The organism is Thermosynechococcus sp. OHK43, from assembly GCF_014466085.1.
Taxonomy (GTDB): Bacteria; Cyanobacteriota; Cyanobacteriia; order Thermosynechococcales; family Thermosynechococcaceae; genus Thermosynechococcus.
The window spans coordinates 1-9,235 of sequence record NZ_JACOMP010000036.1; the positions used below are offsets into that span (position 1 = coordinate 1).

Annotated in this window: 8 protein-coding genes; 5 read left to right on the top strand and 3 right to left on the bottom strand. The window is 53.5% G+C overall.

Annotation, left to right across the window (positions count from 1 at the left end; genetic code table 11):
* Positions 1-149 precede the first annotated feature (149 nt).
* Together H8Q75_RS01635 and H8Q75_RS01640 are read right to left on the bottom strand one after the other, a co-directional pair.
* Positions 150-1,574: a cation:proton antiporter gene (locus H8Q75_RS01635; protein WP_297039913.1), complete on the bottom strand. Its 1,425-nt coding sequence runs from the start codon at positions 1,572-1,574 to the stop codon at positions 150-152.
* Between the two features lie 9 nt (positions 1,575-1,583).
* Entirely contained in the window at positions 1,584-1,925 is a 342-nt protein-coding gene (locus H8Q75_RS01640; RefSeq protein WP_024124859.1) for a cation:proton antiporter subunit C, read from the bottom strand.
* Positions 1,926-2,249: 324 nt separating this feature from the next.
* On the opposite strand from H8Q75_RS01640, the gene H8Q75_RS01645 reads away from it, so the two are divergent.
* The 5 genes from H8Q75_RS01645 to H8Q75_RS01665 all read left to right on the top strand — a co-directional run bounded on the left by H8Q75_RS01645 (position 2,250) and on the right by H8Q75_RS01665 (position 7,597).
* Positions 2,250-3,851, top strand: a complete 1,602-nt coding sequence (locus H8Q75_RS01645) for an NAD(P)H-quinone oxidoreductase subunit 4 (protein WP_024124860.1) — start codon at positions 2,250-2,252, stop codon at positions 3,849-3,851.
* 133 nt (positions 3,852-3,984) lie between these two features.
* Positions 3,985-4,212, top strand: coding sequence for a Calvin cycle protein CP12 (locus H8Q75_RS01650; protein ID WP_011057657.1), 228 nt, complete (start codon positions 3,985-3,987; stop codon positions 4,210-4,212).
* An 11-nt stretch (positions 4,213-4,223) separates the two neighbouring features.
* The gene (locus H8Q75_RS01655) at positions 4,224-5,081 is read left to right on the top strand and encodes a fructosamine kinase family protein (RefSeq protein ID WP_024124861.1); all 858 of its coding nucleotides are present in this window, start codon (positions 4,224-4,226) and stop codon (positions 5,079-5,081) included.
* Positions 5,082-5,213: 132 nt separating this feature from the next.
* On the top strand, positions 5,214-5,861 hold the full coding sequence (gene lepB, locus H8Q75_RS01660) for a signal peptidase I (RefSeq protein ID WP_297039922.1): 648 nt from the start codon (positions 5,214-5,216) through the stop codon (positions 5,859-5,861).
* The gene (locus tag H8Q75_RS01665; RefSeq protein ID WP_297039924.1) at positions 5,858-7,597 is read left to right on the top strand and encodes an FAD-dependent oxidoreductase; all 1,740 of its coding nucleotides are present in this window, start codon (positions 5,858-5,860) and stop codon (positions 7,595-7,597) included. Before lepB ends, H8Q75_RS01665 begins: the two co-directional genes overlap by 4 nt.
* On the opposite strand, the gene H8Q75_RS01670 is transcribed toward H8Q75_RS01665, so the two are convergent.
* Positions 7,594-9,231, bottom strand: coding sequence for an acetolactate synthase large subunit (locus H8Q75_RS01670; RefSeq protein ID WP_041429103.1), 1,638 nt, complete (start codon positions 9,229-9,231; stop codon positions 7,594-7,596). The two genes, H8Q75_RS01665 and H8Q75_RS01670, sit on opposite strands and share 4 nt — an antisense overlap.
* Between the last annotated feature and the right edge of the window lie 4 nt (positions 9,232-9,235).

Sequence of the window (9,235 nt, forward strand, 5' to 3'; positions counted from 1 at the left end):
GGTACTGAGCCACTCTTGCAGTGTTGCCCCACCCCCCCGCCCTTGGGGCAGCAGGAGTGAAACCAGAATACCAATCACCAGATTGACCAGACCAAAGTCTGCCGTCAGTAGCAGCCAAATCGTCAGGCACAGGGCGACGTTCAAATAATTCATAGGGCTAACCCCACCAAGCCAAGTGACAGCAACAGCATCACCCCTAGAAGATGCTCTAGACGTTCCCAAGCCCCTCGCCAAGACGATTCCCAGCGCGAGACTCCCAAGGCCACCAGACCACACCCCACCAAGGGCGGCAAAAGGGCGCGTACCAAGCTCATGCCACTACTGTAGGCTTCCATGTAGCCCGCATTGGCCAGAAATAGCCCACCCAGGAGCACCACTGTGGCAGCGCCATAGCCTATAGAGGTCTTGCTAGGATAGCGGGGCAAAAAGAGGAACTTGCTATAAATTGTGGCGGACAAAAAGCCAGCACCATAGAGGAGTCCTTGGTGCCACGGGTCAAGGTAACTCAATGTCAAGGCCTTAGCGGGGAAGCCAGCAAGGAAGGGCACACCGACAATGCCATAACCAGCAATCATCAGGGCGATCGCCACTGGGCGTGGCAAACCCTCCTGGCGTAATTCACTCAGACGATAGTGGCGCAGTTCCCCCACGCTTAAAAAAAGACTGGCCTTTGCCAAGCCGTGCATGAGGGCATACAAACCCGCCGCTGGAGGGGCTATGACTATCCATCCCAGTTGGCCAAGGGTACTAAAGCTGAGCATCCGTCGTACATCATCGGCCACCAAGGCAAATATTGAGCCAAAAAAGATTGAGGCAAGAGCAAAAAGCCGCACAATATCAGCAACGTTACTATAAAGCAGACTGACGCGAACAAGGCTAAAAACTCCAGTATTTTCGACAATACCAGCTAGGAGAGCAGCAACAAGAGGCGCAGCAACGACGTTAGTTTGGGGCAACCAAAGCCCACTGATGAAAATGGCGCCCTTTGCCAACAATCCCATCAAAATCAGAGCCACAGCCTCTGGCGGGGCTTGCATCAGGGCACGAAAGGCAAAGGTATGGTTTGTCTGATAAACCAGCGCTACCCCCATTAAATAAAAGAGCATGGCCACATTGCTCACCATCAGGTAGCGCAGGCCAATCCAGAGGGAGCGATCGCTGCGGGGATAGGCAATCAGCAGAAAGACGACAATCCCCAGCACCTCAATATTCACGTAAAGACTGAGGAAATCCGCTGAAATAAAGACGGTGTTGGCACAACCGTGGAGTAGACATAGCAGCACATAGAAGAACGCCTTGTGGCTCTCCTGCCATGTATATAACAGGGCTGCGCAAATGACGAGGGCAGTGGTGACAATAAAGTAACCACTAAGGGGGTCAATGCTCAGGGAAATGCCAAAACTATCGAGAAGAACAAAGGCAGTGTTGACTTGGTTGATGGTGATCCCTAAGCCGACACTGAGGGAAACAAGGGCGATCGCCAGCGTTAGACCCCGCGCCAAGGGGGGCAGCAGATAAAGGGTTAAGCCGCCCACGAAGGGCAACAAAATCCAAGCGATCGCCAGCTCCGTCATTGACACTTCCTACAAATACTTTTGATCAATTTCTGGGGTTTCTAAAGTCGGGTTATCCCGCGCTAGCTTCATTGCCGCTACTAGCATCAGCGTTTGAATCGACAGGCCAATCACAATCGCGGTCAAAATTACGGCTTGGGGCACCGGATCCGCATAGGCAGTATCAAAGACACCTCCCCGGGCAATGGGCGTGACCAGACCACTGTGGGTGGCAATGACCACAAACAAAGCCACTATTCCAGTGCCCATGACATCCATCGTCACAATCTTCATCAGCAGGTTTTTCTTGACAATCGTTCCCAGAAACCCGACCAGGATAGTGACAAAAACACTTGCTTCCAAGAAAATCATCAGACCCAACCCGCAGACACCGTAGTATTTGGAACAAACTGTAGCATTCTGTTTTCCCGTTGCACCTCCCCCTTTGTCGTAGAACTGCACCGCTGTAGCCAAGGGTTAGGAACCTAATGAGGAACATTAAGGCCGCCAACCTCCATCTTAACTTTATTTATATCAATATCAATTCTTTATTGAATAGACTTTTATCAATAGTATTGTCGCAAACTTTATAATTTAGAAAAATGCTTAACAATTTGCAACATTCCGCAAATAGGTATATATTCTTACTCAGATACTTGAACAGATTACTGGACTCGTCCCTTGGGGGGTTGTCTGATGAATGTCCAATTTCCTTGGCTGACTGTACTGACACTGCTGCCTTTAGTGGCAGCCTTTTTCATTCCCGTGTTGCCCGACCGTGAGGGGAAGACAGTCCGCTGGTATGCCCTAGCGATCGCACTCCTCGAATTTGGCCTTTCGGCAATGGTTTTCTGGCAGCATTACAATGCCCAATCCGCCCAGTTCCAAATGGTGGAAATCCTGCCTTGGCTGCCGCAAATCGGCCTGAACTGGTCCCTAGCGGTTGATGGCCTTGCGGTCCCCCTCATTTTGCTGACGGGTCTGGTCAACACACTGGCAATCTTTGCGGCTTGGCAAGTAAAGCAGAAGCCGCGTTTATTTTATTTCCTGATGTTGGCGCTCTACAGTGCCCAAATTGGCGTCTTTGCGGCCCAAGATCTCATCCTCTTCTTCCTGATTTGGGAATTGGAACTGGTGCCCGTCTATCTGCTGATTTCCATCTGGGGAGGTGCCAAACGCCAATACGCCGCTACAAAATTTATCCTCTACACTGCCGTTGGTTCCCTCTTTATCCTCATTGCCGGCCTAGGGATGGCCTTTTATGGCGGTGACTTTACCCTCGACATGGCGGCCCTAGGGCTCAAAAACTACCCCTTGGCCCTCGAACTCCTTGCCTATGCTGGCTTCCTCATTGCCTTTGGTGTCAAGCTGCCCATTTTTCCACTGCACACTTGGTTACCCGATGCCCATGGTGAAGCTTCGGCTCCGGTCTCAATGGTGCTAGCGGGCGTGCTCCTGAAAATGGGGGGCTATGGTCTCATTCGCTTTAACCTGCAAATGCTCCCGGATGCTCACATTTACTTTGCCCCTGTCCTGATTGCCCTTGGGGTCGTGAATATTGTCTATGGTGCCCTGACCGCCTTTGGCCAAGAAAACCTGAAGCGGCGACTGGCTTACTCCTCCATTTCCCACATGGGCTTTGTGCTGCTGGGCATTGGCGCCCTCAATGGCATTGGCCTCAATGGGGCGATGTTGCAAATGCTCTCCCACGGTCTGATTGCGGCGGTTCTCTTCTTCTTGGCTGGGGTGACCTATGATCGCACCCACACACTGGCTATGGAAAAAATGAGTGGGATTGCCCAATCCATGCCAAAAACCTTTGCCCTCTTTACCGCTGGCGCTATGGCCTCATTGGCTCTGCCCGGTATGAGTGGCTTTGTTAGTGAACTCACTGTCTTTTTGGGCTTGACCAACAGTGACGCCTACTCCACAACCTTCAAAGTGGGGGTGATGTTCCTCGCCGCCGTGGGGGTGATTATTACGCCCGTCTATCTGCTCTCGATGGTGCGCCGGGTCTTTACGGGCAAACAAGCGGGCGATATGTTTGACAAGCTGCTTTTGGACATCAATCCTCGTGAAACCTTCATTGCCCTATCCCTCCTGGTGCCGATTATTGCTGTGGGGATGTATCCCAAAGTGGCTACCCAAACCTACGATGTGACGACGACGGCGATCGCCAGCCATGTCCATGCGGCTCTGCCTGCTGTGGCGCAGCACCATCTGCCCCTCTATGCCCAACTCACCCAATCTGCCCCCCGCCCCTTCAGTGAAACAACAGTTGCCGACAATACCCTCTAGGGGTTCGAGGTGGGGATGCCCCTTCTCCAACTGGCAGTCTTGGGCATTCATTGCTAGAGTGGAGTAACGGCATTCCTGCCCTCGGGCAGATTGCATAAACTGAAGACGGTGATTCAATTTCAATAAAGGCTCTATGAGTAATCTCGAGAAACAAATCGAACAAGCCCGCGAGGAAGCCCACAAAATCTGTGACACCGAAGGGGCAACCTCTGGACAGTGTGCCGCCGCCTGGGATGCCCTTGAGGAGCTACAAGCGGAAGCTGCCCACCAACGGGCTGAGCAGCAGGATCACAAAACCTCCTTCCAGCAGTACTGTGATGACAACCCTGATGCTGCTGAGTGTCGCATTTACGACGACTAAGGGTTGAGGGTGTGAGTCGCTGGCAACAGTTGTGGGATCAATTTGCCGCAGCGACGGGTCGGCGGCTCCATGGGGGTAAAGCCCTGGCGGTGGGAGGCGGCAGTATCAACACCACCTATGTGTGGCAACATCCGGAGCAAACCCTCTTTGTTAAATTTAATCGCCCTGAACGGCAGGCTATGTTTGCTGCTGAAGCCAATGCCCTGGGGGCGATCGCTAAGGTTCAAACGATTCGCGTTCCCCTTCCCCTGCTCTGGGGGGTAGTTGAGGACGCCAGTTTTTTAGTTTTGGAATACTTGCCCCTCACCCAGGCTGGGGATTGGTGGCAGATGGGGGTAAAGCTGGCACAGTTGCACCTTAAGGGCACCGGCGATCGCTACGGCTGGTCAGAAAACAACACCATTGGTGCCACCCCTCAAATGAACCCTTGGTCAGACAACTGGGGGGAGTTTTTCCGCGATGCTCGGCTGCGTTATCAGTTTGATCTGGCTCGCCGTCGGGGTGGATACTTTCCCAAGGCGGAGAAGCTTCTCGCAGTGATTCCAGAACTCCTAAACCATGAGCCAACCCCCACCTTGGTGCACGGCGATCTTTGGTCAGGCAATGCCGCCTTTTGCTCTACGGGGGAACCCGTGATTTTTGACCCCGCTAGTTATTATGGCGATCGCGAAGTAGATTTGGCCATGAGTGAACTTTTTGGTGGCTTTCCGGCTGCCTTTTATGAGGGCTATAACGCCACCTATCCCCTAACAGCGGGCTATGAGCAACGGAAAACCATCTACAACCTGTACCACATTCTTAATCACTTTAACCTCTTCGGCGGCAGCTACGCTGCCCAAGCCCAGTCCATGATCGAGCAGATCCTTTAACCGGAAGCAACCCTGGGGAACAGAACGTTGCCCAAAGCACTCTAAGAGCAAACAGTGACCGCTAACCTCACATCGCTGTAGTATCGTGGAGTGCATGGCTTTAGTTTTTGAGTGTTTGCGAGATTCCTTCCTATGTCCGATGGCAAAGTGCCACCCACAAATGCTTCAGCCCCTAAATCAGGGATAGCCAAAACAAAAGAGGCCACAGAACCCTGGTGGCTAGAGATGGCTAAAACCTTAGGACTGGCGGCTGCCCTTGCCTTTGGCATTCGCACATTTGTGGCCGAGGCGCGTTATATCCCCACCGGGTCCATGGAGAACACCCTCCTGATCAACGATCGCCTGATTATTGAAAAAATCAGCTACTATTTCCATGCCCCCCATCGTGGCGACATTATTGTGTTTAATCCAACCCCCACGCTTCAGCAGGCGGGCTTTCGTGATGCCTTTATCAAACGGGTGGTGGGCTTACCGGGCGATCGCGTAGAACTGCGCCAAGGACGCGTCTATGTCAACAATCAACCGCTGCCCGAACCCTATCTTGCGCCCTCAACCTTTACTTCAGTGGATACCTGTGCTGGTATGCAGCCCTACCTTGCTCAACCCCAAGTGATTCCTGCCAACAGTTACTTGGTGTTGGGGGATAACCGCAATAACAGCTTTGATGGCCGCTGCTGGGGAGTCGTACCCCGCAGTTACATTATTGGCCGTGCTGCGATTCGCTTTTGGCCCCCCAATCGCTGGGGGCTGATTACCGATCCCAAGGAACCCCAACGGTGAGGCAAACCCTCCATACCGCGGTGCTCGTCGTTGGCGGTGGGACAGGGGGAGTCGCTGCTGCCCTAACGGCGGCTCGAATGGGGGTTCAAACAGTGCTGGTCAGTGAAACCCCTTGGCTAGGGGGCATGCTCACCAGTGCCGGGGTAGCGGCCCCCGATGGCAATGAACTCATGGCGTGGCAAACAGGGCTGTGGGGCAAGTTTCTACGGGCGATCGCCCACCGCCAGCCAGGGGGTTTGGATCATGCTTGGGTGAGTTTTTTTACCTTTGAGCCCAAGGTTGCCGCTGATCTGTTTGCCGAGTGGGTCAAGGCAACCCCAAACTTGGTTTGGATGGTCGGTGAAGTTCCCCAAGCGGTCTTGCGCCAGGGCGATCGCATCTGCGGTGTGGAATTCACTACTCTGACGATCCATGCCCAAATCACCATTGACGCCACGGAACTTGGTGATCTCCTGGCCTTAGGGGAGATTCCCCATCGTTGGGGCTGGGAGTGGCAAACAGACACCCAAGAACCCTCAGCGCCGCCAGCACCCACCCCTCTAACCGAAGCCTACCCTATTCAAGCCCCCACATGGGTTGTGGTTCTACAGGACTATGGTGAGGGTGCCACTGCCCCGGAGATTCCCCCTTCCCCCCTTTGGGATGAACGCAAGTTTGACGGGGCTTGGGCAGGCTACGACCCACAGCACTTCCTTAACTATGGCCGTTTGCCGGGGAACCGCTTTATGCTCAACTGGCCGCACCACGGGAATGACTACGGTGTTGGCCTCCAGCGGTTGGTTGGCTCTGCCCAAGAGCGAAAAGCCTTTTGTCAAGAGGCCCGCTGGCATGCTCAGGATTTTGCCTGCTATATCCAACGCCACTTGGGTCGTCGCTATGGTTTAGCGGAGGAAACTTTTCCAAGATTCCCTGGCCAGCTAGGAGGTGGTGCCTATGCTCTCCATCCCTACTACCGCGAAAGTCGTCGCCTAATTGGCCTCACTACAATTCAAGAGCAGGATATTCTCCCCAGTGCCCCACCGCCCATTGATGCCCAAGGTCACTACACTGGTATTGCCATCGGCAACTACCCGAACGATCACCACTATCCAGCAATGGAACTCCCCTTGATGCCTAAGGCCATCCGCTGGGGTGGTCGTTGGACAGGGACGCCCTTTGTGATTCCCTATACCGCTCTGATCCCGCAGCGGGTGGAGGGCTTTTTAGTGGCGGAAAAAAACATCTCCGTGACCCATATTGCCAATGGTGCCACCCGCTTGCAACCGCTGGTGATGGGCATTGGGCAGGGAGCAGGGTGGCTAGCTGCCACTGCTGTTCGCCAAGGCAAATCTCTGCACCAATTGGTGGACACCCTTGATCTAAAGTCCATGATTCAGCGGTGCCGGCAGGCTATTTTTCCTTTCTTTAATCTGCCACCCCAACACCCTGAATGGGAAAAGTGGCAACTGCGGGCATTGGAGACCTTTGATCCGTCCCTAGCGCAGCCGGTGGCGGTGGCGATCGCTCAACCAACCCCGATGACCAAGAGCGTAGGAATGCAAACCGTCATGGGCGAATTTCTAAAATTGGGGGAGCAGACCTATCAACTGCGCACGGATCAACAGTCTTGGCCTTTGGTGACCCTCCACCCCACAGTGAATGATTGGCTGCAAACCTATAGAAATGGGCAACCGATCACCGTCACGGGCTTTATCAACCCCTATGCCCCTTGGATACGGGTAGAGCACCTCGCCTAAGTGTCGCAGCTTAGCTCGCCAAGACGTTGGTTAAAGCGCAGATTTTCACTATAGTCCACAGGAACATCAATGATAGTGGGGACATCCTGTGCCAGAGCAGTTTTTAGGGTTGGGATAAAGTCAGCGGTCTCCTCAATGCGATAGCCTTTGAGTCCCATGCTCTCGGCTAACTTGACAAAATCGGGGTTCCCAAAGTGCACATAGACGGATTCACCAAAGTAGCGCTGCTGCTTCCACTCAATGAGGCCATAGCCGCCATCATTAAAGATAATGGTTGTGAAGTTTGTGCCTATGCGCAGGGCCGTCTCCAGTTCTTGGCAATTCATCATGAAACCACCATCGCCGGTGACTGCCACCACCTGCCGCTGGGGACAGACCAATTTTGCGGCTATTGCCCCCGGTACGGCAATTCCCATGGCCGCAAAGCCATTGGAAATCAAGCAGGTGTTGGGGCGATCGCAGTGGTAGTGACGGGCAATCCACATCTTATGGGCACCCACATCAGAAATAACAATGTCCTCTGGCCCCATGACTTGGCGCAAGTCATAGATTAGCTTTTGGGGCTTAACGGGAAAACTCTCATCCTGGGCATATTGGCAATAGTCCGCCACAATCGCCTGACGCAGTGCCACTGCATAGGGGGTGGGTTTATCTTGGCGTTCGGCCCGCTTAAGAATTTCATAGAGGGAGTCAGAAATATCGCCAACAACCTCAACGACAGGGATGTAGCTGCTGTCAATTTCCGCAGGGGTGGCCGCAATATGGATAATGGGCAAGCGGCCATCGGGGTTCCAGCTTTTCGGGGAATACTCAATTAAGTCATAGCCAATGGCAATGACTAAGTCGGCATGATCAAAGCCGCAGCTAATATAATCCCGCTGTTGAAGTCCCACGGTCCACAGGGCAAGGGGGTGTTGATAGGGAATGACCCCTTTGCCCATGAAGGTATTGGCCACGGGAATATTCAGCTTTTCAGCAAAATGGGTGAGGGCAGCGGCAGCCTGGGCGCGAATGGCGCCATTCCCCACTAGGATCAGGGGGTTTTCGGCAGTATTGATGAGTTCAGCAGCCTTGAGAATACTCTGGAAGGAGGCATAGGTTTTTTCGGGCGAGCTGGGCTTGAGGGGATAGCCCTCGGCTTCCATGGCGGCAATGTTTTCAGGCACATCAATGTGAACCGCACCGGGCTTCTCATTCTGGGCAATTTTAAAGGCCTTGCGGACAATTTCCGGGGTAATGCTGGGGCGGACAATCTGGGCATTCCATTTGGTTACTGGGCTAAACATGGCCACCAAGTCCAGATATTGGTGGGACTCGATGTGCATGCGGTCCGTCCCCACTTGCCCTGTAATAGCCACCAGAGGAGCGCCATCGAGGTTAGCATCAGCAACGCCGGTCATTAAATTTGTGGCACCAGGGCCGAGGGTAGAAAGACACACCCCTGCTTTGCCAGTGAGCCGACCATAGACATCGGCCATAAAGGCTGCCCCCTGTTCATGGCGGGTGGTTATAAATTCAATCTGAGAGCGACGGAGGGCCTGGAGGACATCGAGATTTTCTTCCCCTGGCAGGCCAAAAATATATTCAACGCCTTCATTTTCAAGGCATTTCACGAGTAATTCGGCGGTATTCATAGGA

Coding starts and splice junctions, on each gene's coding strand:
- H8Q75_RS01635 (WP_297039913.1), bottom strand. CDS start 1,574: ATGACGGAGCTGGCGATCGCTTGGATTTTGTTGCCCTTCGTGGGCGGC.
- H8Q75_RS01640 (WP_024124859.1), bottom strand. CDS start 1,925: ATGATTTTCTTGGAAGCAAGTGTTTTTGTCACTATCCTGGTCGGGTTT.
- H8Q75_RS01645 (WP_024124860.1), top strand. CDS start 2,250: ATGAATGTCCAATTTCCTTGGCTGACTGTACTGACACTGCTGCCTTTA.
- H8Q75_RS01650 (WP_011057657.1), top strand. CDS start 3,985: ATGAGTAATCTCGAGAAACAAATCGAACAAGCCCGCGAGGAAGCCCAC.
- lepB (WP_297039922.1), top strand. CDS start 5,214: ATGTCCGATGGCAAAGTGCCACCCACAAATGCTTCAGCCCCTAAATCA.
- H8Q75_RS01670 (WP_041429103.1), bottom strand. CDS start 9,231: ATGAATACCGCCGAATTACTCGTGAAATGCCTTGAAAATGAAGGCGTT.